The organism is Xanthomonas campestris pv. asclepiadis (assembly GCF_020784175.1).
Taxonomy (GTDB): Bacteria; Pseudomonadota; Gammaproteobacteria; order Xanthomonadales; family Xanthomonadaceae; genus Xanthomonas; species Xanthomonas campestris_D.
This window is the reverse complement of record NZ_JAJGQM010000037.1, coordinates 22342-45843: the sequence shown is the minus strand read 5'-3', so window position 1 is coordinate 45843 and position 23502 is coordinate 22342. Positions and strand designations below refer to the sequence as shown.

Sequence of the window (23502 nt, the reverse complement as noted above, 5' to 3'; positions counted from 1 at the left end):
CCTGAAAGCCTTCACGAAGACACAACGCGACTGCAATGCAGCGTTACGTGCGCGCCTCAGCCAGCCGCGTCGGCCGCTTCCAGCGTGTTCTGCATCAAGGTGGCGACCGTCATCGGCCCTACCCCACCCGGCACCGGCGTGATCCAGGCCGCACGTTGCGCCGCCGCGTCGAAACCGACATCGCCGACCAGGCGGCCATCGTCCAGTCGATTGATGCCGACATCGATCACCACCGCACCGCGCTTGACCCATTCGCCCGGAATCAGCCCGGGGCGACCCACCGCCACGACGAGGATGTCGGCATTGCGCACGCTGGCTTCCAGCACCTCGGGCGGAGTGAACTTGTGACAGCTGGTAACCGTGCAACCGGCGATCAACAGCTCCAGGCCCATCGGCCGGCCGACGTGATTGCTCACGCCCACGATGGTCGCATTGCGGCCGCGCACCGGCTGATCGGTGTGACCCAGCAAGGTCACAATGCCGCGCGGCGTGCACGGGCGCAGGCCGAATTCGCGTAGCGCCAGATGCCCGACATTCTGCGGATGGAACCCATCGACGTCCTTGCGCGGATCGATGCGCTGGATCAGCCGGTTGGCATTGGGGATGCCCGGCAGCGGCAGCTGGATCAGGATCCCGTGGATCTTGGGATCGGCATTGAGCTGGTCGATCAGCCGCGCCAGCTCGGCCTCGCTGGTGCCTTGCGGCAAGTCGTAGTCGAAGGCCTCGATGCCGACCTTTTCCGCTGCGCGCCGCTTGTTGCGCACATACACCGACGAGGCCGGATCACCGCCGACCAGCACCACCGCCAGCCCGGGGCGCGCCTTGCCGGCCGCCAGGCGCGCGTCCACGCGCAGCTTCAACCCGTCGAGCAGTTCCTCGGCGATGCGGCGACCATCGAGAAGGCGGGCCGGAGCAGAGGCAGCTGGCGCGGAAACGGTCATGGGGCGTCAGGTGTAGAGTCGAAGGCCGTCTATTGTCCCCGATTCCGCCATGACCGACACCACCTCGACACCCGATTCCATCACCACGTCCATCGAAGCGGCCGCATTTCGCCGTCTGTTGCAGCATCTCAACCAGCAGCGCCCGGATGTGCAGAACATCGACCTGATGATCTTGGCCGGCTTCTGCCGCAATTGCCTGGGCGATTGGTACCGCGAGGCAGCAGAAGCGCAAGGCCAACCGATGAGCAAGGAGCAGGCGCGCGAAGCGGTATACGGCATGCCGTTTGCCGACTGGAAACAGCGGCATCAGAAAGACGCCACGCCCGAGCAGCTAGAAGCCTTTGCGGCCGCTCAACGCCGGCACGGCTGAGTCGCCCAGCTTGCGACTTCCGGCTGGCGTCTTGGCGCCGGCCGTTCGTTACCCGACGTTTTTTTCTCAAGCAGCCAAGGCAACCGCACCGCAGCGCCGGACCTGTTTCGGCGCTCACCAACCACACCCGACTCAGTCGCCGGTTGCTTCTTCCACCTGATGGGCCTGCGGTACCGCATCGGGATTGAGCGTGCGGCTCTCCCGCCGCGGCGGAGTGAACGGCGTGGGCTTTGGCACGGTCGGCGTGATATTGCCGTACATCAGCCCTGCCACAGCGCCGGCACGTGTGTTGCCGGCCGCAATCTCCAGTTCGAAACGCTCGGCATCGCGACGCCGGATCTCGCGCGCGATGGTGACCGCCTCGTCCTCGTCCACGCCCAGCTCGATCAGGGCCGCCTGACCGAACGCCACCGCCGACTCGAAGGTCTCGCGGATCTGGTAATCCATCCCGGCAGCGACCAACTGCAATGAATGCTCACGATCGAACGAACGCACCAGCAACCTGGCGTGCGGGAACTCGCGCGTTGCCAGCTCCACGATGCGATTGGCCGCCTCGCGGTTGTCGATGCACACCGCGATCGCGCGTGCGCTGGGCGCACCGGAGGCATGCAGTACATCGAGCCGGGTGCCGTCGCCGTAGTAGATCTTGAAACCGAACTGTTCCGCGCTCTGGATCATCTCGATGTCGTTGTCGATGATGGTCACATCCACATCACGCGCAAGCAGCGATTGGCTGGCAACCTGACCGAAGCGCCCAAACCCGATGATCAGCACGCTGCCGGTCTGGCCACTGACGGCTTCCACGCCCTCCAGCGACGGCTTGGCGGCCGGCGTCAGCCGTCGCTGCAACAGTACGAACAACGGCGTCAGCGCCATCGACAGCACCACGATCGCCGTCAGGCTGGCGTTGACCTGCGCGTCGATGACGCCGGAAGCCGATGCCGCCGCGAACAGCACGAAGGCGAACTCGCCGCCCTGGGCCATCAGCACGCCACGATCCAGCGCCTGGCGATGGTCGCTGCGCATCAGCCGCGCCACCGCGTAGATGCACACGCCCTTGCCGACCATCAGGGCCAGCACACCGGCCACGATCAACTGCCAGTCGGCCGCAACCACATGCAGGTCCAGGCTCATGCCGACACCCAGGAAGAACAGTCCCAGCAGGATGCCGCGGAACGGTTCGATATCCGCTTCGATCTGGTGCCGGAAGGTGGACTCGGACAACAGCACGCCGGCCAGAAACGCGCCCATCGCCATCGACAATCCGCCGACCTGCATCAACAGCGCCGCGCCCAGCACCACCAGTAACGCTGCCGCCGTCATCACCTCGCGCGCCTTGGACGCGGCCAGGATGCGGAACAGCGGATTGAGCAGCCAGCGCCCCGCGACCACCAGGCCGACGATGCAGGCCAGACCGATGCCGATGTCCTGCCAGCGTTGCGTCGCCGCCTGCGGATCGCCGCTGGCCCCCATCCAGGCCACGATCGCCAGCAGCGGCACGATCAACAGGTCCTCGAACAGCAGGATCGCCACGATCTTCTGACCCGGCGGCAAGGCGACATCGCCACGCTCGGCCAGCAGCTGCATCACCACCGCCGTGGAGGTCAGCACGAAGCCGGATGCGGCAACGAAGGCCACCGGCGGCGCGAAGCCGAGCAACAGGCCGATGCCGGTCAGCACCAGCGCGCACACCGCGATCTGCAAGGTCCCCAGGCCGAAGATCTCCTTGCGCAGGCTCCACAGGTGGGACGGCCGCATTTCCAGCCCGATCACGAACAGGAACATCACCACGCCCAACTCGGCCACGTGCAGGATCGCCTGCGGGTCATCGAACAGGCCCAGGCCGAACGGACCGATCGCAAGACCCGCGGCCAGGTAACCGAGCACCGAGCCCAGGCCCAGACGTCGGAACACCGGGATGGCGACCACGGCAGCACCCAGCAGCGCCACCACGTTGATCAGTTCGCTGGATTCGGCAGGCTGGCTCATGCCGAGGATTCTAGCGGCAGGCACGCGTCCCTGACCTGCACCAGAGTGCGCATTTGGGAGGTTGCCTGCCGTGCCGATCACCAACGGCACAGCGTTCTTGCCGAGCGAGGTCCCAAACGACGAACGACGCCATCTGGCGTCGTTCGTGGATGCAGGCGATGCCCAGGCAATCAGCCGCGCGCGTCGGCCTCGGCCAATGCGGTGCGCAGGATTTCCTTGGCCGGCCCGCCATGCTTCTCGTGCTCAAGCGCGAAATGCACGGTGGCTTCGATCAGGCCGATATGCGCGCCGCAGTCGAAACGGCGGCCCTCGAAGCGATAGGCGTCGACGGTTTCCTGCTGCAACAGTCCGGCGATCGCATCGGTCAGCTGGATTTCGCCACCAGCGCCAGCGCCGGTCTCTTCGAGCAGCTCGAAGATCTTCGGGCTGAGCACATAACGACCGACCACGGCCAGATTGCTCGGTGCCACCTCCGGCTTGGGCTTTTCGACGATGGCGTTGATGCGCCCCTTGCGACCATCGAACGCATCGGTGGCCACGATGCCGTAGCTGGCGGTCTTGTCGTGCGGCACATCCTCGACAGCGATGACGCTGCCGCCGGAGGCCTCGGCCACATCGGCCATCTGGGTCAGCGCGCCTGCACCACGGTTCCAGATCAGGTCGTCCGGCAGCAACACCGCGAACGGCTCATCGCCGACCACCGCCTTGGCACACAGCACGGCGTGGCCCAGACCGAGCGCTTCGGCCTGCGTCACGAAAATAGCGCGCACGCCTTCCGGCAAGGCATGCCGCACCAGCTCCAGCTGCTCGAGCTTGCCGGCGCGCTCGAGCTTTTGCTCCAGCTCGTAGGCCTTGTCGAAGTAGTCGGCGATCGAGTGCTTGTAGCGATTGGTCACGAAGATCAGCGTGTCGCAACCAGCCTGGATGGCTTCGTCGACGGCGTACTGGATCAGCGGTTTGTCGATGATTGGCAGCATTTCCTTCGGCACCGTTTTGGTTGCCGGAAGAAAGCGGGTCCCAAGACCTGCGACGGGAAATACGGCCTTGCGAATACGCTTGCTCATTAAAGTCTTCTGACCTCACGTGCGGGGAATGGAACGACCGTATCAGATCGCGCGTCGACTTTCCGTCGAGCAGCTGCAAAATCCGGCATCAGACTGCCCAGCACAGTCTCCATCGCCTTGATGTCATAGCGGTTAACCGCCTCGCGCAAGCGCGTCACCAGCTGCAACACCTGCTCGTGCGAGAACTCGCGCACACCGGCTTCCAGAATCTTGGGATGCGCGGTGGGGCGATAGTCTTCGTCGGAATAGAACAGGGTTTCGTGCAGCTTCTCGCCCGGCCGCAAGCCGGTATAGAGGATCGCCACATCCTTGCCCGGCTGCTTGCCGGCAAGCCGGATCATCTGCTCGGCGAGCAGGCGAATCGGCACGGGCTCGCCCATGTCCAATGTATAGATCGCACCATGCGAAGCGGAGGCGGCGGCCTGCACCACCAGCTGACAGGCTTCCGGAATGGTCATGAAGTAGCGCGTCACATCCGGATGCGTCACCGTGACCGGGCCGCCCTGGCGGATCTGCTCACGGAACAACGGCACCACGCTGCCGGCCGAATCCAGCACATTGCCGAAACGCACGGTGATGAAGCGCGTCGGCGCATCGCGCGCGTCAAGACTCTGGCAGATCATCTCCGCATAGCGCTTGCTCGCACCGAGCACATTGACCGGCTCGACCGCCTTGTCGGTGGAGATGAAAACGAAGGTCTCGATGCGTGCACGCTGGCAGGCGCGCGCCACGTTTTCGGTGGCCAGCACGTTGTTGCGGACTGCCTCGCGCAGTTGCTCTTCCAGCAACGGCACCTGCTTGTAGGCGGCGGCATGGAACACCGCATCCGGCGGTGCGGTGTTCAAGGCATGCGCGACCACGGCAGGGTCGCCGCAATCGCCCAGCACGCGCACCACTTCGATATCGGGGAACAAGCGACGCAGGTCTGAATCGACGGTCAACAATGCCAGCTCGTCGATCTCCAACAGCACGATGCGGCGCGCGCCATGACGGGCGCACTGGCGGCAGACTTCCGAACCAATCGAGCCGCCCGCGCCGGTCACCATCACCGTCTTGTTGGTCAACCAGTCGCGAATCAAGCGCCAATCCGGGGTGACCGGCTTGCGATTGAGCAGGTCCTCGATCGCGACCTCCTTCAACTCGCCAGGCAACGAGCGCCCTTCCAGCACGTTGATCAGCTTGGGCACCATGCGGAACGGCAGCCCGGTGCTTTCGCAGATGGCCACCACACGCTGCATGCCCGAGGCATCCAGCGACGGAATCGCAATGACCAGCAGTTTGGCTGCCGTTTCCTTGGCGATGGCTGCCGCCTGATCCAGGCTGCCCAGCACGTTGAGACCCTGGATCTTGGCGCCGTGCAGATTGTTGGCATCGTCCAGATACCCGACCGGCACAAATGCGCCGGTGCGGCGCAGATCGCGCACAAGGCCTTCGGCAGCGCGACCTGCGCCCAGAATCAACACGCGCTGCGCGGCATCGCCGGAGTGCGCAATCTGGTAATCCTTCCAGGCGCGATACAGCAGCCGTGGCGTGCCCAGCAATGCAGACAGGGCGAACGGATAGACGACCAGCACCGACAGTGGCACCCCATCCAGTCGGTCATAGGACAGCGCCAGTACGATCGCGACCAGACCGAGAAAACTCGACTTGAAGATGTTCCACAAGTCCGGCACCGAGGCGAACCGCCACAGCCCGCGATACAGGCCCATTTTCCAGAACACCAGGCCTTGCGCGACCAGAACGACGGCGGTGCGCCAATCCCATAACGGCAGATCGGGGGCGTCGCGCAGCATCGAGTAGCGGCCGGCGTGCAGCAGCTGCCAGCACACCCACACCATCAGCAGGTCGTGCAGCACCACCGCTGCTTGCGGCAGGGCTTTGGTCAAACGATCACGCCAGGAAATCATAAGAGTCCATTACTCAGGAATTGCGCAATCCATCGCGCAGAAAAAACCAGATTGCGGTGGCACCCAGGCCCCATACCAGGGCTCCGGACACTTGCAGCCAATTTGCATCATGACGAATTAACACATACAAGCAGACGGCAGCGAGGCTGAAAGCGAAGTAAATCCCGGTTACCGGAACGTGCGTCTCAAGCTTGCGCGCCAGCCGCTGATAGAGATGTTGGGCATGCGGCTCCCACCAACGTTGCCCGGCGAGCATGCGAGACAGCAGCGTGAAGCCGGCGTCTACAAGAAATGCGGTCAGCGGCAACCAGCTGATCCACCAGCTCACCTGCCCGCTTGCCACCGTCAGCGCAAGCAACGCCGCCAGCACGTATCCCAAGGCGCCACTGCCGCCGTCGCCCAGAAAGATGCGCGCACGCGGAAAGTTGAACGGCAAAAATCCCACGCAGGATGCGGCGACGGCAAGACCGGCCCACGCCCAGGCACCCGGCACGACCGCGGCAAACGCCAGGGCAGCCAGGGCCGCCTGGCTGCTGGCCAGGCCGTTGATGCCGTCCATGAAGTTCCATACATTGATCAATACCACCGACGCCATGGCGGTGAGCACGCCATCCCAGAGCTTGCCGGTGTGATGGCTGACCAGCCAGCCCAGCATGAGCGACGCTAGCAGATGGATCGCAAAACGCAGCCTGGCCGAGAGCGGACGATGGTCGTCCCACCAACCCACCCCGGCCACCAGCACCAGCCCGGCAGCGAACCAACTGATGATCGAACCTGCCGCCGGCCAGAACACGCCTGCCGCCACGCACCCCAAAAGCAGCGCCGCCACGATTGCCATGCCACCGCCGCGCGGCGTGGCAACTACATGACTGCGGCGTTCACCTGGATGATCGAGCAGACGCCGATGCAACGCGTAGCGCCGCAACAACCAGGTTCCCAGTGCCGCGCCCGTCAGGTGCAACAGACACCACCACAGCCAGGCCTGCGGCATCAGACCACCGCGTAGTTCAACAGCGGCTTGACCGTGCCCCATTCCTTGCAGCTCGGGCATTGCCAGTGGTGCGTCTTCGCGCCAAAACCGCAGCGGGTGCAGCGGTAGCTCGGGTTGCGCACCAGCAACTGGTCAGTGATGTGCTTGAGATCCTGCAAGGTACCGACCGGGTCGCTGCCTTCGGCCAGGGTCAGGTCGATCAACGCCGATTCGCCGCGGACCGATGGCCGATCCTTGAGCTGACGCCCCAGATAGGCCAGTGCCGGCGCCACGCCATCCTGCGCCTCCATCAGCTGCGTCAACGCCAGCACCGGAGCGATGCCGCGATAGTGCTCGGTCATTTCCGACAGGAAATTACGCGCACCTGCGATATCGCCCACCCGGCGATAGGCCGCCATCAGCGCAGGGATGATTTCAGGCAGGTATTCCGGATCGTGCCGCGCCGCACGTTCGAACGCGCGGACGGCCGCTTCATCGTGTCCGCGCTCGGCCTCGATGCGCCCTTCCAGAATGCCCGCACGCACCGAGGTGCCATCGGCCTGATAGGCGCGCGCGACCGCCTGCAGCGCTTCGTCGGGCTTGCTCGAGCCGCGATAGCGATCGGCCAGCTCGCACTCGAATTGCGAAATCAGCTTGCCCATGGGCTCGCCGGTGACTTCTTCGTAACGGGTGGCGTTGTCGATCGCCTTTTCCCAATCACGCTCGGCCTGATAGATGCCGATCAGATGACGCAACGCCTGCGGCGCACGCTGATCCAGTTGCGCAAGCTCGGTGAACACGGTCTCGGCACGATCCAGCAGGCCGGACTTCATATAGTCCTCGCCCAGCGCGAGCAAGGCCTGCACGCGCTGCTGATCGGTCAGGTCGGCGCGCTGCACCAGGCCCTGATGCAGCCGGATTGCGCGATCGACCTCACCGCGACGGCGGAACAGATGCCCCAACGCGACCTGGGTCTCGAAGGTTTCCTTGTCCAGTTCGGCGATGTGCAGAAACAGCTCGATCGCCTTGTCCGGCTGCTCGTTGAGCAGATAGTTCAGACCGCGAAAATACGTGCTGGACAGGCGACTGACCTGGGTATCGCCATGGCGTTGGCCACCGCGGCGGCCAACGATCCAGCCCCCCAGCGCTGCCAACGGCACGAACAGGAAGAACCAGATCCACTCAGTCAGAAAGTCCATACGCGCTTACAGTCCATCAAAGGGGCGCGGCTCGACTGCGGCAGGCGCAATGGGCCTGGCATCGGTGCGACTGACTGCAACGGCCTTGTTGGCCTGGCGCAGTTTGGAATAGAGGGGAATCACCACACTGACCAGCACCATGCCGGCACCGATCAACACACCGACCAGCAGCGCGACGATGATCGCGATTCCGGAGGTCGTGTGCACACTGGAGAAAAGGAAGTCGAGAGTGACGTCCTGGGAATTGACCGCACCGATGATCAGGCCGACCAGCAGGAAGGCCAACATCACCAGCAAACGAAACACCTTCATGGCCGGACTCCGTCGAAAGAGGCTTAGCTTAACCGAGCCGACATAAATGCAGCGGCAGAACCGGCTTCAGTCGGCCGCATCGAGCAGATCGACCGGGACCACGGAGCTGACACGCTCGCGCAATTCCTTGCCAGGCTTGAAATGCGGAACATGCTTGCCCGGCAACGCGACCGACTCGCCGGTCTTCGGATTACGGCCCAGACGTGGCGGGCGGTAATGCAGCGAGAAGCTGCCAAACCCGCGGATTTCGATCCGATCACCATCGGAGAGCGCCTGCCCCATCATTTCCAGCAGCGATTTGACTGCCAGATCCACGTCGTCCGCCTTCAGATGCGCTTGACGTCGCGCCAGGATTTCAATCAATTCGGACTTGGTCATGGGAAGACTTGCTTTTTTCGACTGACACATCGGAATCGGCCCGGGCAAGCCCGGGCCGATCCATCACGCTCTTGCGAGCGCTACGCGCTTACTCGGACTTGTTGCTGTTCAACTGTGCACGCAGCAGCGCGCCCAGCTGGGTCATGCCGCCCGACGCAGCGGAGGACTGGTATTCCTCCAGCGTTTCGCGCATTTCGGCATCGTCCTTGGCCTTGATCGACAGCTGCAGGGTGCGGCCCTTGCGGTCCATGCCCACGAACTTGGCTTCGATCTTGTCGCCGACCTTCAGGTGCTGGGTCGCATCGTCCACGCGCTCGTTGGCGATGTCGCGCGCAGCGACGTAGCCTTCGATGCCATCGGCCAGGTCGATCGTGGCGCCCTTGGCATCCACTTCACGCACCACGCCTTCGACCTTCGAACCCTTCGGGTTGGAGGCCATGTACTGACCGAACGGATCCTGCTCCAGCTGCTTGACGCCCAGGCTGATGCGCTCACGTTCCGGATCGACTGCCAGCACGACGGCTTCCAGTGTGTCGCCCTTCTTGTAGTTGCGCACGACGTCTTCGCCGGTGGTGTTCCAGCTGATGTCGGACAGGTGGACCAGGCCGTCGATGCCGCCGTCCAGACCAATGAAGATGCCGAAGTCGGTGATCGACTTGATCTGGCCGGACACCTTGTCGTTCTTCTTGTGGGTGGCAGCAAAGGTTTCCCACGGATTGGCGGCAACCTGCTTCATGCCCAGCGAGATGCGGCGACGCTCCTCGTCGACATCCAGCACCATCACTTCGACTTCGTCACCAACCTGCACAACCTTGGACGGGTTGACGTTCTTGTTGGTCCAATCCATCTCGGAGACGTGCACCAGGCCTTCGACGCCCGGCTCGATCTCGACGAATGCGCCGTAATCGGTGACGTTGGAGACCTTGCCGAACACGCGGCTGTTGGCCGGGTAACGACGTGCGATGTTGTCCCACGGATCTTCGCCCAGCTGCTTCAGGCCGAGGCTGACGCGGTTACGCTCGCGATCGAACTTCAGCACGCGCACGTCCAGCTCGTCGCCGACGTTGACGACTTCGGACGGATGGCGCACGCGCTTCCAGGCCATGTCGGTAATGTGCAGCAGGCCGTCGATACCGCCCAGGTCCACGAACGCGCCGTAGTCGGTCAGGTTCTTGACGACACCCTTCAGGATCGCGCCTTCCTGCAGCTTGTCCATCAGCTGCTCGCGCTCTTCCGAGTGCTCGCTCTCGACCACGGCACGACGCGACACCACCACGTTGTTGCGCTTGCGATCCAGCTTGATCAGCTTGAACTCGAGTTCCTTGCCTTCCAGGTAGGCCGGGTCGCGCACCGGGCGCACATCCACCAGCGAACCAGGCAGGAACGCGCGGACATCCTTGATGTCCACGGTGAAACCACCCTTGACCTTGCCGCTGATGCGGCCAGTGATGGTTTCGTTCTTTTCCAACGCCTCTTCCAGCTCGTCCCACACCATTGCGCGCTTGGCCTTCTCGCGCGACAGCACGGTCTCACCGAAGCCGTTCTCGATGGAATCGAGGGCAACCTTGACCTGGTCACCTACGCCGACATCGATCTCGCCAGCGTCATTACGGAACTGCTCGATCGGCACGATGCCTTCGGACTTCAGGCCAGCGTTGATCACCACCACGTCGCCGCGCACTTCCACGACGGTACCGGTGACGATCGAGCCCGGCTTCAGCTTCGCCAGATTGGCTTGACTGGCTTCGAACAGTTCAGCAAAAGATTCTGTCATTTGAATTTTACTCAGTTGAACACACGGGCGTTGATCGTCGGATGCGACAGATGCCAAGCGCCCAGCCTGTTGGTCGACTCCGGACAGCGAGTCGGTTAAGTAGTAGTAGAACCGCCACACGGGATGTGCGACGGAGCCTTGGAACGCCTTACGGTCGGCGGGACATGCCCGCTTGCGGAACGCTTACGACGACGTGCGAGCGGCTAACAACCCGACCACACGCTGGACGACATCCTCGATCCCTATTCCGCTGGTATCGATCAGCACGGCGTCTTCGGCCGGCCGCAATGGCGCCACCACCCGCTGCGCATCACGGGCATCTCGAGCCATGATCTCGCGCAGCAGGTCGTCAAAGATAACCGAAACACCCTTTTCCATCAACTGTTTATGGCGACGGCCCGCACGTTCTTCGGCACTGGCGGTCAGAAACACCTTGAAGGCGGCATCGGGGAAGATCACCGTGCCCATGTCGCGCCCGTCTGCGACCAAACCGGGCGCCCGCCTGAATGCGCGTTGGCGCTCTTTCAGCGCACTGCGTACCTCGGGAATGGCCGCAATCGCCGAAGCCAGCGCCCCGGTGGTTTCCAGGCGCAATTCGCCGGTGGCATCCACGCCGTTGACCAGCACCCGCAGCCCCGCCTCGCCCGCATCGTCGAATTCCACCCTGGTGTCGAAGGTGCAGCGCACCAGCGCGGCCGGGTCGGAGACGTCCAGGTCAGCCCAGCTCGCCGCCACGCCCACCGCGCGATACAGTGCGCCCGAATCGAGGTAATGCCAGCCCAGCCGGGCGGCCACGATCCGGCTTACGGTCCCCTTGCCGGCGCCGGAGGGACCATCGATGGTAAGGACGGGCGAAAGGTCGGTCATTCAGGTTTCCGGAAGGTCATCAACCGGTAGTGTAGCGCCGCTCGCAAGGATTGCGATGCAACCACTTGAAAGCACGACGAAAAGCCGGTTAGAATTGCCGGCTTAATTCCGGGTGCACCCTCGATTGCGGGCACTCTTCCATCGAATCCAACCGTTTACGCCGAGGTGTGCCATGAAAGTCCTGTCCTCCCTGAAGTCTGCGAAGACCCGTCACCGCGACTGCAAGGTGGTCCGCCGCCGCGGCAAGGTCTTCGTGATCTGCAAGTCGAACCCGCGTTTCAAGGCGCGTCAGCGCTAAGCTTTCGCCGCGCGTGCAAGACCCGAGAAAGCCGCCTCCGGGCGGTTTTTTCTTGGCCGATGCTTCACGCTAGCTGTTGCGACATGCAGGCGGCGGTGCGTTAGGGCCTGACTGGCGTCCAGCGACAGTCGACCTGACCGACATCCGTCGCCGCCCGAGTGACACCGCTTTGCAAGCACGCCTGTCCTGAGTTTTTGCTGTAATCACCGTCCGAATCTTGTCCACTGGGGAGTAGATGACATGCGCAACCGTTTGTTTGTCCTGCCGCTGATCGCACTGATGGGGATCAGCGCCGTCGCGTCGGCCGATACGCTGCTGGTGGACCGGGTACAGCAAAAGCCTGCCGCTGCCCTGCCCTGCCCCTGCGTGGCGACAGCATGAGCCAGGTCGAAGGCCGTTACGGCGCGCCGCAGGAAAAGCTGGATCCACGCGGTGGCCAGAAACGCCAGTGGCCGACCATCCACCGCTGGGTGTATCCGGCCTTCACCGTGTACTTCGAAAAGAGCCGGGTGATCGACGTGGTGGCCAATCAGGCCGATGCCAACGAGATCGGTCCCAAACCGCTTTGATGCGAGTCCCTCGCAAGAGCCCGCACATCCATGTGCGGGGATTGAATTAACAGCCTGGCTTCGGTTAGGCATTGATAGGTGTTTGTTAGGTTATGACCGATAGCGTTCGCTTTCCCGCCGAGTGGGAACCTCAGTCCGCCGTGTTGATTGCATGGCCGCATGCGGGCACCGATTGGGCCGAGCGCCTTGCCGAGGTGGAAGAGACCTATATCGCGCTGGTCACGGCGATTGCCCGCTTCGAGCCTGTGATCGTATGCGTGGCCGATGACGATCTGCAGATCTATGCGGAAGCGCGGCTGCGCTCGGCGCGGGTGGACATGGCGCGGGTGCGCTTCGTGATTGCGGCCTACAACGACACCTGGCTGCGCGATTCCGGCCCGATCACGCTGCGCCAGGACGGCGGTTTCCGCCTGATGGATTTCCGCTTCACCGGCTGGGGCGGCAAGTTCGAGGCCAGCCTGGACGATCAACTGGTCACCTCGCTGGATGCGGCGCAGGTGTTCGTGCCCTCGCAGGTGCAGACGGTCGACTTTGCGCTGGAAGGCGGCGCGATCGAGACCGATGGTGCCGGCACCCTGCTGACCACCTGGAAGTGCCTGCACGAGCGGCATCCGCAGCGCACGCGCGATTCGCTGAGTACCGATCTTGCCGTATGGCTGGCGCAGGACCGCGTGCTGTGGCTGGATCACGGCTACCTGGAAGGCGACGATACCGATGCGCATATCGATACGCTGGCGCGCTTCGCCGGCCCGGATGCGATCGTCTACCAGGGCTGCGATGTGGCCAGCGATTCGCATTACACCGAACTGCAGACGATGGGCGCCGAACTGGCTGCGTTGCGCAAGGCCGACGGGCAGTCGTATCGCCTGTTCGTGTTGCCATGGGCCGAACCGATCCTGGATCAAGGCCGGCGCCTGGCCGCCTCGTACGCCAATTTCCTGATCGTCAACGGTGCAGTGCTGATGCCGGCCTACGGCGACAAGGCCGATGCGCGCGCGCAGGCGGTGCTGGCCGAAGCGTTTCCGCAGCACACCATCGTGCCGGTGCCGTGCCGCCCGTTGATCTGGCAGAACGGCAGCCTGCACTGCCTGACCATGCAACTGCCCGCCGGTTTGCTGGCGGGCTGAGCCACTCCCTGTTCCGGCCGGCAGGCCGGTGTTACGCCATCGCGCGCTACCTTAGTGCGCCACTTCGCTGGACCAATCGCCATGACCCGTCATCTCCTTCCCGTCGCGCTGATCCAGGAGCGCAACCACGGCGACGCCGAGGCCAATCTGGCCATCATCGAATCGCGCGTGGCCGAAGCCGCCGCGCAGGGCGCCAAGCTGGTGCTGCTGCAGGAACTGCACAACGGTGCGTATTTCTGCCAGCACGAGTCGGTGGACGAATTCGACCTGGCCGAGCCGATCCCCGGCCCCAGCACCGAGCGTCTGGGCGCGCTGGCCAGGCAGCATGGCGTGGTGCTGGTGGCTTCGTTGTTCGAGCGCCGCGCGGCCGGGCTGTATCACAACACCGCGGTGGTGTTCGAAAAGGACGGCCGCCTGCTCGGCAAGTACCGCAAGATGCATATCCCGGACGATCCGGGCTTCTATGAGAAGTTCTACTTCACCCCTGGCGATCTGGGCTTTGCGCCGATCGACACCTCGGTCGGCCGGCTTGGCGTGCTGGTGTGCTGGGACCAGTGGTACCCCGAGGCCGCGCGCCTGATGGCGCTGGCCGGCGCGGAACTGCTGCTCTACCCCACCGCGATCGGCTGGGATCCGGACGACCAGCAACCCGAGCAGGAGCGCCAGCGCGATGCCTGGGTGCTCAGCCATCGCGGCCATGCCGTCGCCAACGGGGTGCCGGTGCTGTCGTGCAACCGCGTCGGCCATGAGCCCTCGCCGCTGGGCGCGTCGGGCATCCAGTTCTGGGGCAACAGCCATGTGCTGGGGCCGCAGGGAGAATTCATCGCCGAAGCGGGACAGGACCCGACGGTGCTGGTATGCGACGTCGATCTGCAGCGCAGCGAACACGTGCGCCGCATCTGGCCGTTCCTGCGCGATCGCCGCATCGATGCGTATGGCGATCTACTCAAGCGCTACATCGACTGACCGCATGCCTGTCGAGTTGCGCGAGGTCCGCGACAAGGCCTTGCTCGGCGAGCTGATGGCACGCTGCAAACAACGCGGCTGTCGAGGGATGATTGCGGTGATCGGCACTGCCGACACCGTGGCATCGCGACGGCTGCATGAACGTTTTGGTTTTCGCACGGTCGAAATGTTCACCGGTAACGGCCGCACGCATGGTCGCCGGTTGGACGACGTGCAGTTGCAAGGCACGCCCGGCTCCGGCGACACCGCCCCTCCTTCTGATGAATGACCCCATGACTGAGCAGACCACCCACGTTCTGGACGATGCGCTGTCCGGCCAGCCGCATCGCATCGTCGAACGCGATGGCGTGCGCTATACCTTGCTCGGCACCGCGCACGTGTCACTCGCCAGCGTGGCCGCGGTGCAGCGGGCGATCGGCAGCGGCCGCTATGACGCGGTCGCAGTGGAACTGGACGCACAGCGCCTGCAGGCGCTCAGCGACCCGGATGCCCTCGCCCGGCTGGACCTGGTGCAGGTGATTCGCAAGGGACGGGTGGCCTTGTTTGCGGCGAATCTCGCCCTGGCCGCCTACCAGCGCCGTCTGGCCAAGCAGCTTGGCATCGAGCCGGGCGCGGAGTTGAAGGAAGCGGTGAACCTGGCACGCGCGCAAGGTCTGCCGGTGCACCTGATCGATCGCGAGGTCGGCCTGACCTTCAAGCGCGCGTCCGGGCGGCTGGGATTCTTCGGCAAGATGAAACTGGCCGGTGGCCTGCTCGGTGGGCTGTTCGCGGCCGACGAGGTGGGCGAAGAGGAAATCGAGAAGCTCAAGCAAGGCGACATGCTGGAGGCGAGCTTCGGCGATTTCGCCAGCGAAAGCCCGGAGCTGTACGAAACCGTGATTGCCGAGCGCGACCAGTACATGGCCACGCGCCTGCGCGAGGAAGCCAGGACGGACCAGCACGAGATACTGGCGGTGGTCGGCGCAGGACACCTGGCCGGTCTTGCGCGCCACCTGGAACAGGACACCGCCGCACCCGGCCCGTTGCGCGAATCGCTGGAGTACGTGCAGCAGCGCAAGCGCATTCCGTGGATCACGCTGGGCATTCTGGCGGTCATCATCACCGGCATCGGCATCGGGTTCTGGCGCGGCGGCCTGAGCATGGGCGCGGACCTGTTGTTGCAATGGGCGATGTATACCGGCGGCCTGGCCGCGCTGGGCTGCCTGCTGGCCGGCAGCCACCCGTTGAGCATCCTCACCGCGGCAGTCGTGGCGCCCTTCAAGCCGTTCCGTCTGAGCGTGCCGACCGGTGCGTTCGCCGCCCTGGTCGAAGTACATATGCGCAAGCCGGCCTATGGCGATTTCCTGTCGCTACGCGACGATGCGCAGACCTTGCGCGGCTGGTACCGCAATCGTGTCTCGCGGGTGGTGCTGACGTTCCTGCTGACCAATGTCGGCAGCATGGCCGGCGTGTGGCTGGCCGGTGTGCAGATCTTCAATCGCCTGCATGGGTGAGCGTGGCGGCGCTGCAATCTGTTGCTGCTCGTAGGAGCGCACCTACGCATTCGGGCGCGTGTGCGGCTACGGCGCGGGCTGCGCCTGTGGCGCGAGCTGCAGGCGTACCCAGACGCCGTAGTGGTCCGATGCCCAGCGCCCCTCGGCATACGGCGTGTCGAACAGGATGCGTGCTTCGCGGGCGAGCAGGCGCTTCTGCTGGAAGAACACGTGGTCGATCCGCGCCGGCTTGTCGAAGACATGCAGGTTCAAGGTGCTGACGGTGGCATCGCTGTTGCGATGCACGCTGCCGTAGCTGTCGCCGTAGCCCTTGCGTAGCGCTTCCAGATCCAGGGCATCGGCGGCGGTGTTGAAGTCGCCGGCAATCACGACCGGTGCCTGATTGCTGGTGGAGGAAATGAAGTCCAGCAGGTCCGCGACCTGGCGCGTGCGTGTGGCCGTGCCGCGTGCATCGGCACGTTCGTTGAGATGGGTGACGTAGACGTTGATCGGCTGGCCGTCGATATCGACCTGCAGATGCGCGGCAACGCGGTAATCGTCCAGCGGCTGCAGCAGGCGCTGATGCCGGGCCAGCACCTTGCGCCGACTCAGCAACGCGTTACCGTAGCGCTTGGACGCATCGACCGAGTCGACAGAGACAAAGCTGTAGTCGTACCCCAGCTTGCGCGCCAGCCAGGCCGCCTGGTTCTCCACGCTGCCGCGGCGTTCGATCACTTCCTGCAGCGCGATCACGTCCGGCGCCAGTTGCCTGAGTTCCTTGGCGATATAGGCACGACGCGCCGGCCAGTCCTCGCGGTCGTGATGCAGGTTGAGCGTGACCAGGGTCATTTCGCGCTGCACTGCGCTGGGCGATGGTACTGCCCGGGATGCGCGTTCTGCGCGATCGGGCCTGTCGACCTGCGCAGGTTGCGCGACCTGCACGGCGTGGGTGGCCTGCGTGGCGTGTACAGCAACAGGGCACAGCAGCAGCGCCACCAACGCGACCGGCCATCCGGCACGTCGCCGCGCCGGCGCTGCCGGGGTCGGTCGGGGTACGTCAGTCATTGCGTGGCGCGCTCGGCCCGCCGCACCGCGCTGGGCACATCGATCTGCACATTGGCTGGCAGCTGTTGAATCCGCAATTCGCCGTTCTGCCACTCGGCCGATTCGCCGTTGATGCTGGCCTTGCCCGGCGTGCCCTGGTACGGCCACGGCAACACCACCCCGCCCGGCGGCAGGATCAGCCCCGGCTGCAGTTGCAGCACCAGCTGTTTGTCGGTGCGCTGCAAGGTGTAATTGAGGCGTCCATAAGGGGTGCGCAATTCGGCGATGCCGATGCCCTTGCCCTCGAACCAGCGCGTCGGCGTGCCGGCAGCGATGACCAGGCTGGCGTCGGATTCGCGTCCGTAGGCGAACATGTCCAGCACCGAGCGCACGAAATCCGAGGCGACCCACGCATGCGGCAGGTCGCCCACGAAGAACGGCGTGCGTGGCGTGCGCGAGACCACCTCGGCCCACTGGTTCCAGGGTTGCGGCGCGCGGTCCTTGAAGAAGAACGCGGTGGCATCCCAGGCGCGCTCGCGCCAGCCCAGCCGCACGAATGCGGCCACGTTGCGCCATTCGTAAGGTGTGTAGTCCTTCCATTCGCGCTTGCCGTCGCGGCGGTCGGAAAACTCCTTCCAGTAGCGCTCGAAGGTATTGCTCAACAGGTCCTGCGGCAGGCGTTGCTGCTCGCCCCCCGGTGCCAGTGCGATGGTGGTCGAGGTCGCATCGAAGTCGCCGAGCTCGGCCGAGCCGGGCAGGAAATCGAGACTGTGCTGGCGCACGGCCGCACCCAGCGAGGCGATGAGGTCGCCACTGAATTCGTCGCGTGCGGCGCTGAAGCGGGCAACCTCGTCGGGCTTGTCGAGCGCGCCGGCCAGCATCACCGCATCCTTGTAGCCGCGCAGCGCCCAGAAGTTGTCCCAGTACGAATGCACCGGCTTGGCGGAATAGCCTTCGTGGCTGATCGATACCGGCATCATTCCGTAGAAGGCCGGGTTGCGCATGAAGTTGTCTTCGGTACGTTCGCTGGCACGCAGCTTTTCCATGTAGTCGTAGGCGCCAGTCACGTGCGGCCACATCCTTTCCAGGAATGCCTTGTCGCCGGTGTAGCGGTAATACTCGGCGATATTGAAGATCAGTTCGCCGTGGCTGTCGTTCTCGGGCACCGGGTCGCTGCCGCGGTCGTCCACGCAGCACGGCACCATGCCGTCGGCGAACTGATACGGGGCGAACCAGTCGACGTATTCGCGCACCACGTCCTCGCGGCCGAGTCGCAACAGGCCTTCGGAAATCATCGCGCCGTCGCGGATCCAGCTGCGGGAATACGAGCGCGTGCCCGGCTGCAGACGCGGGCCGATGCGCGAGATCAACATATGCGCCAGTGCGGTGCGCAAGGTGTCGACCACCGGCTTGCCTTCGGCCGGCACGCTGATGCGCACGCGATCGAGCTTGCTGCGCCACTGCTGGGCCACCTGCTGCTGCGCCTCGTCGGCATCGAAGCCGGCCGGCAACTGCGCGGTGCCGGTCTGCGGGATCACCAGCGCCACCTCGCGCCGTTGGCCAGGCTCCAGCTTCCAGCGATACAGCAGCACGCCCGAGGCCAGGCCGGTTTCGTCCTTGACCTGGGTGATCGTCGGCGGCGTGGCGGCGGTGAGATGGCTGACGTCCATGCCACTGTCGAAGGCACTGGCAAAGCCGGCATCGGGAGGTTGCGCGGCGAATACGCGCGGCTTGCCGTTGACGCTGACCTGTGCGCCCTGCACCGCCAGCTGGTCGATCCGGCTGACACCGCCCAGGGTGTTGAGGAACTGCGTCGGCGGATTGACCTGGAACGGACGCACCGCCAAGGCCAGGGTGAACTCACGCGCGTCCTTGCCGGTGTTGTGCAGCTGATAGCGCGCGACCAGTTGCGCCTGATCGGGCGTGCCTTGCACGAATGCGGTGACGCGCAGGTTCATCAGGTCGTGATGCCAGTCGACGCTGGGAATCGGCAGGTAGTCGTCCTGCAGGCTCTGCTCACTGCTGACGTCGGACCAATGCAGCAGCTTGCCGCCGGTGACCACGAACGGCTCGATACTGAAGCCGCCCTTGCCCACTTCCACCGCGCCATCCTCGCCGATCAGGCCCTGCTCGGTGCCACCATCCAGGCCGAGGATGGTCCAGTACGGCTGCTCGCCGGAGAAACCGCGCGGATAGCTGCCGCGCGGCATCTGCGCGGCCAGCGATTTGATGAAATCGTTCGGTGTGGCGGCGAAGGCCAGCGGCTGCAGCTGCACTTCCTTGATGCCATAGCGCCAGTTGGGGCCGTCCTTGAGATCGAAGCGCAGGTAACGTGCCTCGGTATCGGGCAACGCCAGCCAGTCGGTGCCGCCGGCACCGGCGGTGACAGTGCGCAGATCGCGCCAGCCCCGCCCATCGCTGGACGCGCGCACCACGTATTGCGAGGCCTGCAAGCCGGGGACCCACTGCACCACCGCGCCGCCGAATTCGCGCACCTTGCCCAGGTCCAGCGTGACGGTCTGTTGCTTGACCGCGCCACTGAGCCAGAACGTCTCCGGCTTGCCGTCGGCCAGGCGTTGTTCCAGCGCAGGCGCGGTGTCCGTGATGGCCTCGGCCTTCAACGGCGAGGTGTCTTCCGGCGGCAGCGGCGTGAGCGCCAGACGGTCGAAGCACACCGTGCCCTTGCCGCCGACCTTGTTATAGATGGTGAACTCGACATCGGCACTGCTGCGCAGTTGCTTGTCCTGGCCCGGGCCCCAGGCCTTTTCGATGTTGCGCTTGCGATAGCCGACGGTGGTCCAGTTCTTCGGGAAGTTGAAGCCGGGCCGGTTGACCCACCACACGTTGTCGCCGCTGGCATCGATCAGCTTGACCTGCAGGTCGTTGGACGGCGAGTCGCCGCGCAGCGCAAAGCCGATGCGGTAATTGTCCGGATAGGTGATCGGCAGGTTGCGGCGGATGCCGACATAGCCGGACACGCCGTTGAAGTTGTAGTCCAGGCACAGCGCATGCCCGCCGGAGCTGGTGGCCACCGGGCGCAGCGAGCCGCTGACCTGGTTGGACACCACCAGGCGCCAGGCGCCGATGTCGTTGAAGCCGTCGAGCACGCGCTCCTGCGCCTGCGCCGCGCCCGCGGACGTGACGACAGCGGCCATGGCAAACAGTCGCAGGAACACTCGCTTCACCCCTTCACACTCCCCAGCAGAAGGCCCTGGATGTAGTAACGCTGCAGCGCGACGAACAATAGCAGCACCGGAATCACCGTCACCACTGCGCCGGCCATCATCAGCTCCACGTCCATGATGTGCTCGCGCGACAGTGCCGCCAGCGCCACCGGCAAGGTGTACTGCTCCTGGTCGGTCAGCACGATCAGCGGCCACATGAAGTCGTTCCACGAGCCCATGAAGGTGAAGATGGTCAAGGTGACCAGCACCGGCTTGAGCATCGGCAGCACGATCTGGAAGAAGATCCGCATCTCGCTGGCGCCGTCGATGCGCGCGGCTTCGATCAGCTCGTCGGGAATGCTGCGCGCGTACTGGCGCACCAGGAAGATGCCGAACACCGTCGCCAGCGCCGGCACCACCACCCCGCCAATGTTGTTGACCAGATGCAGCTGCTTCATCAACAGGAACAGCGGCAACATCGCCACCTGCGCGGGGATCACCAGCGCGGCCATCAGGATCTTGAAGATGCGCTCGCGGCCGACGAACTGCAGCTTGGCGAACGCATAGCCGGCCATGGTGTTGATCAGCAGCGAGCCGAGCGTGATCAGCCCGGACACCATCAGGCTGTTGGCGAAGTTGCGCGCCATGCCGGTGCGCGCGAACAGCTCGTGGTAGTTGGCAGTGGTGAACGCCGAGGGCAGCATCGGCGGCGGGAAGCGGCTGGCCTCGCCGGTCGGCATGAACGATACCGACAGCATCCACAGCAGCGGCGCCAGGCTGACCAGCGCCAGCACCAGCAGGCCACCGTTGATCAGCACGGCATTCCAGCGCGATTGGCCGACATCACGACTCATATCAAATCCCTCTTGCGGCCAAAGCGCAGCATCACGGTGGTCACCGCCAGGATGATCAGGAACAGCAGGAACGCCACCGCCGACGCGCGGCCGAGGTTCCACCACTTGAAGCCTTCCTCGAACATGAAGTACAGCACGCTCACGGTGCTCTGCAATGGGTCGCCGCGGGTCATCACATAGGGTTCGGCGAACAGCTGGAAATAGCCGGAAATGGTGATCACCCCGACCACCATCAGCACCGGGCCGAGCATCGGCAGGGTGATGTGCAGGAACTGCTTCCAGCGCGAGGCGCCATCGATGCGCGCGGCCTCGTACAGGTCCTGCGGGATCGCCTGCAGGCCGGCCAGGAAGATCACCATGTTGTAGCCGAAGTTCTTCCACACCGCGAACAGCATGATGGTCGGCATCGCCCAGCGCGGATCGCCCAGCCAGTCGATCGGGGCGATGCCCAGATGGCTCAGGCCGAAGTTCACCAGGCCGTACTTGATGTGGAACAGATAGCGCCAGATCACCGCTACCGCCACCAGCGTGGTCACCACCGGGGCGAACAAGGCGGTGCGGAACAGGGCCTTGAAGCGCGAGGCCTTGGCGTTGAGCAGCAACGCGGCGCCCAGCGACACGCCGATCGACATCGGCACGCCGAGCAGCACGAAGTACGTGGTGTTCCACAACGACTTCCAGAACAGCGGCGTCTGCAGCAGGTCGATGTAGTTGCCCAGGCCGACGAAGCGCAGATGGCTGCTGTCGGCCAGTGCGTACAGGTCGAAATCTGTGACGCTGAGCACCAGCGCGGCGAACACCGGCACGCCGAAGAACATGCCCAGCACCAGGATCGACGGGCCGGCGAACACCCAGCCGGCAACGGAATTACGCTTCATCATCGTGCCGCTCCCTTGCCTGCTGAAGGCGCTGGCGCTGCGGCGGGTGTCGCCGAAGGCGTTGCCGATTCACCGGCCGGACCGACATGCCCGCCCTCCTGTTCGAAGATCCAGCGGCGCTTGGCCAGAATCTCGTCCACGCGTTTATCCAGTTCCTGCACGGCCGCCTCATGTGATTGACCACCGCGCACCACGCGCTCGGTCACCAGGCGCATTTCCTGCACGATGCGCTCCCATTCCAGCACCTTGGGCGTGGCCTTGACCCGCTCCAGCTGGTCGCCGAAGGCATGCGCCAGTTCGTCGTTGGCCAGCGAGGGCAACTTCCAGGTGCTGCGACGCGGCGGCAGGTCGCCGATGATGGCGTGGAAGCGCGCCTGCACCTGCGGCTGCGACAGGTATTCGATCAGCTTCCAGCTGGCATCCTTGTGCCGGGACGACTTGAAGATCACCAGGCTGGAACCGCCGGCGATGCCCGCGCCCAGGCCGTTGGGTCCCGGCAGCGGCGCGGTGCCCCACTTGCCTTCCATGCCCGGCGGCTGGCGCAGCTTGAACTCGCGCACGTTCCACGGGCCGGACAAATAGAACGCGTAATAGCCGTTGAAGAACTCGTACCAGACGTTGGAAACCTGGGTCTCGGAGACCTTCGGTGCCCAGCCCTTCTGGTACATGGTGTCGTAGAAGCCCAGCGCCTTGCGGAAGCCTTCGCCGCGGAAGTTGCCGTAGTTGTCGTGGTCGCGCAGCAGGCGGTCGTCCTGCTGCAGTGCGAACGACAGCTGCTGCTCGAATTCATTGAGCGGCATCAGGATGGCGTAGCGGTCCGGGCCGACCTTGCGCTTGATCGCCGCCATCACCTGCTCCATCTCGGCCCAGGTCTTGGGCATCTCGCTGTAACCGGCCTCGCGCAGCAGATCCTTGCGATAGAACAGCAGCCGGGTGTCCACGTACCACGGCACGCCATACAAGGTGCCGTCGACCAGGTTGGTGTCCCACACGCCGGGGAAATAATCCTGCGGGTCGACGATCCTGGAACGCGCCACGTACGGCTGCATCGGTTCCAGCGTGTCCAGCAGGGCGAACTCCGGCAGCCAGGTGTTGCCGAGCTGGCACACATCCGGCAAGCCATCGGCGGCAAAGGCGGTCAGCAATTTTTCGTGCGCTGCCGTCATCGGGATGTTCTGCACATCCACGTGGATGTCCGGGTTCTGCTTCTCGAAGTCGGTCACCAGCTCGGCGACCACTTCGGCCTCCTTGCCCATGGCCCAGAAGCGCACGGTGGTCTTGCCTGGATCGGAGCGTTCGCATCCCGCCACACCCAGACACAGTGCGGCGGACAGTATCAACAGTTTCAAAAGGCGCACG

20 protein-coding genes and 2 pseudogenes are annotated in these 23502 nt (G+C 64.6%); 7 read left to right on the top strand and 15 right to left on the bottom strand.

Annotated elements, in window-relative coordinates:
* Positions 1–56 precede the first annotated feature (56 nt).
* The gene (gene folD, locus LL972_RS15830; RefSeq protein ID WP_228328400.1) at positions 57–941 is read right to left on the bottom strand and encodes a bifunctional methylenetetrahydrofolate dehydrogenase/methenyltetrahydrofolate cyclohydrolase FolD; all 885 of its coding nucleotides are present in this window, start codon (positions 939–941) and stop codon (positions 57–59) included.
* A gap of 49 nt (positions 942–990) precedes the next feature.
* Here folD and LL972_RS15825 point away from each other — a divergent pair, with 49 nt between their 5' ends.
* Positions 991–1311, top strand: coding sequence for a DUF1244 domain-containing protein (locus LL972_RS15825; RefSeq protein ID WP_228328399.1), 321 nt, complete (start codon positions 991–993; stop codon positions 1309–1311).
* Between the two features lie 132 nt (positions 1312–1443).
* Here LL972_RS15825 and LL972_RS15820 read toward each other — a convergent pair whose 3' ends face one another.
* The 9 genes from LL972_RS15820 to cmk form a co-directional block, all read right to left on the bottom strand.
* A complete protein-coding gene (locus tag LL972_RS15820) occupies positions 1444–3300 on the bottom strand; it encodes a monovalent cation:proton antiporter-2 (CPA2) family protein (RefSeq protein ID WP_228328398.1) in 1857 nt (618 codons plus the stop codon).
* Between the two features lie 170 nt (positions 3301–3470).
* The gene (galU, locus tag LL972_RS15815; RefSeq protein WP_228328397.1) at positions 3471–4364 is read right to left on the bottom strand and encodes a UTP--glucose-1-phosphate uridylyltransferase GalU; all 894 of its coding nucleotides are present in this window, start codon (positions 4362–4364) and stop codon (positions 3471–3473) included.
* Positions 4364–6271, bottom strand: a complete 1908-nt coding sequence (locus tag LL972_RS15810) for a polysaccharide biosynthesis protein (protein ID WP_228328396.1) — start codon at positions 6269–6271, stop codon at positions 4364–4366. The genes galU and LL972_RS15810 overlap by 1 nt, the downstream gene beginning before the upstream one ends.
* A gap of 13 nt (positions 6272–6284) precedes the next feature.
* Positions 6285–7262, bottom strand: a complete 978-nt coding sequence (locus LL972_RS15805) for an MraY family glycosyltransferase (RefSeq protein ID WP_228328395.1) — start codon at positions 7260–7262, stop codon at positions 6285–6287.
* The gene (lapB, locus tag LL972_RS15800; RefSeq protein WP_104533505.1) at positions 7262–8440 is read right to left on the bottom strand and encodes a lipopolysaccharide assembly protein LapB; all 1179 of its coding nucleotides are present in this window, start codon (positions 8438–8440) and stop codon (positions 7262–7264) included. The genes LL972_RS15805 and lapB overlap by 1 nt, the downstream gene beginning before the upstream one ends.
* A 6-nt stretch (positions 8441–8446) precedes the next feature.
* Positions 8447–8752: a lipopolysaccharide assembly protein LapA domain-containing protein gene (locus LL972_RS15795; RefSeq protein WP_104533506.1), complete on the bottom strand. Its 306-nt coding sequence runs from the start codon at positions 8750–8752 to the stop codon at positions 8447–8449.
* A gap of 66 nt (positions 8753–8818) precedes the next feature.
* The gene (locus LL972_RS15790; protein ID WP_016903549.1) at positions 8819–9130 is read right to left on the bottom strand and encodes an integration host factor subunit beta; all 312 of its coding nucleotides are present in this window, start codon (positions 9128–9130) and stop codon (positions 8819–8821) included.
* 88 nt (positions 9131–9218) lie between these two features.
* On the bottom strand, positions 9219–10904 hold the full coding sequence (gene rpsA / locus LL972_RS15785) for a 30S ribosomal protein S1 (RefSeq protein ID WP_016903550.1): 1686 nt from the start codon (positions 10902–10904) through the stop codon (positions 9219–9221).
* 183 nt (positions 10905–11087) lie between these two features.
* On the bottom strand, positions 11088–11771 hold the full coding sequence (gene cmk, locus LL972_RS15780; protein WP_228328394.1) for a (d)CMP kinase: 684 nt from the start codon (positions 11769–11771) through the stop codon (positions 11088–11090).
* A 172-nt stretch (positions 11772–11943) separates the two neighbouring features.
* On the opposite strand from cmk, the gene ykgO reads away from it, so the two are divergent.
* From ykgO to LL972_RS15750, 6 genes and pseudogenes are all read left to right on the top strand, one after another.
* Positions 11944–12069 carry a type B 50S ribosomal protein L36 gene (ykgO, locus tag LL972_RS15775; RefSeq protein WP_005913193.1) on the top strand — a complete coding sequence of 42 codons (126 nt, stop codon included), beginning with the start codon at positions 11944–11946 and terminating at the stop codon, positions 12067–12069.
* Positions 12070–12309: 240 nt separating this feature from the next.
* Positions 12310–12638: pseudogene (locus LL972_RS15770) on the top strand (hypothetical protein).
* A 92-nt stretch (positions 12639–12730) separates the two neighbouring features.
* Positions 12731–13765 carry an agmatine deiminase family protein gene (locus LL972_RS15765; RefSeq protein WP_228328393.1) on the top strand — a complete coding sequence of 345 codons (1035 nt, stop codon included), beginning with the start codon at positions 12731–12733 and terminating at the stop codon, positions 13763–13765.
* A gap of 81 nt (positions 13766–13846) precedes the next feature.
* Positions 13847–14731, top strand: coding sequence for a carbon-nitrogen hydrolase (locus LL972_RS15760; RefSeq protein ID WP_104582525.1), 885 nt, complete (start codon positions 13847–13849; stop codon positions 14729–14731).
* A gap of 34 nt (positions 14732–14765) precedes the next feature.
* Positions 14766–14999, top strand: a pseudogene (locus LL972_RS15755) (N-acetyltransferase family protein); the annotation flags it as partial.
* Positions 14992–16224, top strand: coding sequence for a TraB/GumN family protein (locus LL972_RS15750; RefSeq protein ID WP_429002172.1), 1233 nt, complete (start codon positions 14992–14994; stop codon positions 16222–16224). The pseudogene LL972_RS15755 and the gene LL972_RS15750, both read left to right, overlap by 8 nt.
* A 66-nt stretch (positions 16225–16290) precedes the next feature.
* On the opposite strand, the gene LL972_RS15745 is transcribed toward LL972_RS15750, so the two are convergent.
* From LL972_RS15745 to LL972_RS15725, 5 genes are all read right to left on the bottom strand, one after another.
* A complete protein-coding gene (locus LL972_RS15745; RefSeq protein ID WP_429002174.1) occupies positions 16291–17199 on the bottom strand; it encodes an endonuclease/exonuclease/phosphatase family protein in 909 nt (302 codons plus the stop codon).
* 65 nt (positions 17200–17264) lie between these two features.
* Positions 17265–20402, bottom strand: a complete 3138-nt coding sequence (locus LL972_RS15740; protein ID WP_228328391.1) for a discoidin domain-containing protein — start codon at positions 20400–20402, stop codon at positions 17265–17267.
* A 26-nt stretch (positions 20403–20428) separates the two neighbouring features.
* A complete protein-coding gene (locus LL972_RS15735; protein WP_115046520.1) occupies positions 20429–21265 on the bottom strand; it encodes a carbohydrate ABC transporter permease in 837 nt (278 codons plus the stop codon).
* Positions 21262–22146 carry a carbohydrate ABC transporter permease gene (locus LL972_RS15730; protein ID WP_228328390.1) on the bottom strand — a complete coding sequence of 295 codons (885 nt, stop codon included), beginning with the start codon at positions 22144–22146 and terminating at the stop codon, positions 21262–21264. The genes LL972_RS15735 and LL972_RS15730 overlap by 4 nt, the downstream gene beginning before the upstream one ends.
* Positions 22143–23501 carry a sugar ABC transporter substrate-binding protein gene (locus LL972_RS15725; protein ID WP_228328389.1) on the bottom strand — a complete coding sequence of 453 codons (1359 nt, stop codon included), beginning with the start codon at positions 23499–23501 and terminating at the stop codon, positions 22143–22145. Before LL972_RS15725 ends, LL972_RS15730 begins: the two co-directional genes overlap by 4 nt.
* Position 23502: the final 1 nt, after the last annotated feature.

What these genes read in the sequence shown, in the direction of transcription:
- LL972_RS15740 (WP_228328391.1), bottom strand. Translation starts at nt 20,402, where the DNA reads ATGGCCGCTGTCGTCACGTCCGCGGGCGCGGCGCAGGCGCAGGAGCGC.
- LL972_RS15730 (WP_228328390.1), bottom strand. Translation starts at nt 22,146, where the DNA reads ATGATGAAGCGTAATTCCGTTGCCGGCTGGGTGTTCGCCGGCCCGTCG.
- LL972_RS15735 (WP_115046520.1), bottom strand. Translation starts at nt 21,265, where the DNA reads ATGAGTCGTGATGTCGGCCAATCGCGCTGGAATGCCGTGCTGATCAAC.
- folD (WP_228328400.1), bottom strand. Translation starts at nt 941, where the DNA reads ATGACCGTTTCCGCGCCAGCTGCCTCTGCTCCGGCCCGCCTTCTCGAT.
- galU (WP_228328397.1), bottom strand. Translation starts at nt 4,364, where the DNA reads ATGAGCAAGCGTATTCGCAAGGCCGTATTTCCCGTCGCAGGTCTTGGG.
- cmk (WP_228328394.1), bottom strand. Translation starts at nt 11,771, where the DNA reads ATGACCGACCTTTCGCCCGTCCTTACCATCGATGGTCCCTCCGGCGCC.
- ykgO (WP_005913193.1), top strand. Translation starts at nt 11,944, where the DNA reads ATGAAAGTCCTGTCCTCCCTGAAGTCTGCGAAGACCCGTCACCGCGAC.
- LL972_RS15810 (WP_228328396.1), bottom strand. Translation starts at nt 6,271, where the DNA reads ATGATTTCCTGGCGTGATCGTTTGACCAAAGCCCTGCCGCAAGCAGCG.
- LL972_RS15750 (WP_429002172.1), top strand. Translation starts at nt 14,992, where the DNA reads ATGAATGACCCCATGACTGAGCAGACCACCCACGTTCTGGACGATGCG.
- LL972_RS15790 (WP_016903549.1), bottom strand. Translation starts at nt 9,130, where the DNA reads ATGACCAAGTCCGAATTGATTGAAATCCTGGCGCGACGTCAAGCGCAT.
- LL972_RS15795 (WP_104533506.1), bottom strand. Translation starts at nt 8,752, where the DNA reads ATGAAGGTGTTTCGTTTGCTGGTGATGTTGGCCTTCCTGCTGGTCGGC.
- lapB (WP_104533505.1), bottom strand. Translation starts at nt 8,440, where the DNA reads ATGGACTTTCTGACTGAGTGGATCTGGTTCTTCCTGTTCGTGCCGTTG.
- LL972_RS15760 (WP_104582525.1), top strand. Translation starts at nt 13,847, where the DNA reads ATGACCCGTCATCTCCTTCCCGTCGCGCTGATCCAGGAGCGCAACCAC.
- LL972_RS15825 (WP_228328399.1), top strand. Translation starts at nt 991, where the DNA reads ATGACCGACACCACCTCGACACCCGATTCCATCACCACGTCCATCGAA.
- LL972_RS15805 (WP_228328395.1), bottom strand. Translation starts at nt 7,262, where the DNA reads ATGCCGCAGGCCTGGCTGTGGTGGTGTCTGTTGCACCTGACGGGCGCG.
- LL972_RS15820 (WP_228328398.1), bottom strand. Translation starts at nt 3,300, where the DNA reads ATGAGCCAGCCTGCCGAATCCAGCGAACTGATCAACGTGGTGGCGCTG.
- LL972_RS15765 (WP_228328393.1), top strand. Translation starts at nt 12,731, where the DNA reads ATGACCGATAGCGTTCGCTTTCCCGCCGAGTGGGAACCTCAGTCCGCC.
- rpsA (WP_016903550.1), bottom strand. Translation starts at nt 10,904, where the DNA reads ATGACAGAATCTTTTGCTGAACTGTTCGAAGCCAGTCAAGCCAATCTG.